The 451-nt window shown below is 68.3% G+C and carries 2 protein-coding genes; both read left to right on the forward strand.

Translation table 11 applies throughout. The features are described from left to right. Nucleotides 1-316: ABC transporter permease subunit (locus FLQ44_RS13600; RefSeq protein WP_147694818.1), on the forward strand; the 316-nt coding region annotated here is incomplete at its 5' end. Beyond that, nucleotides 313-451 (forward strand): ATP-binding cassette domain-containing protein (locus tag FLQ44_RS24965; RefSeq protein WP_147694819.1); only part of this gene is annotated, 139 nt, incomplete at its 3' end. The genes FLQ44_RS13600 and FLQ44_RS24965, both read left to right, overlap by 4 nt.

A 451-nucleotide genomic window follows, 5' to 3' on the forward strand; every position in this document is an offset into this window, starting at 1 on the left:
GTCCGACATGGCCCGTGCTTTCGGACTGCCCTGGCACCTGCGGGTGCGCGAAGTCGGTCTGCCGCATCTGCTGTCCTGGCTGTTTCCGGCGGCGATCACCGCGCTGGGTACCAGCTGGAAGGTGGCGGTGATGGCCGAGCTCCTGGCCAGCAGCGACGGCATCGGCGCAGCACTGGCGAACGCTCGCTCCCAACTCGACACCGAAGCAGCGCTGGCCTGGGTGCTGTGCGTGCTGCTTGCCCTGCTGCTGCTGGAGTACGCCGTGCTGGAGCCAATCAAGCGTGAGTTCGAACGCTGGCGCGAGGCGGCGCGATGAGTCTTCTCGATGTCCGCGGATTCGGTCATCGCTACGGCGCGCGCCGGGCGCTGTGGCCGCTTGATTTCACGCTGTTGGCGGGCGAGTCGATCGCCGTGCTGGGGCCGTCGGGCTGCGGCAAATCGACGCTGCTGC

The organism is Vogesella mureinivorans (assembly GCF_007644035.1).
Taxonomy (GTDB): domain Bacteria; phylum Pseudomonadota; class Gammaproteobacteria; order Burkholderiales; family Chromobacteriaceae; genus Vogesella; species Vogesella mureinivorans.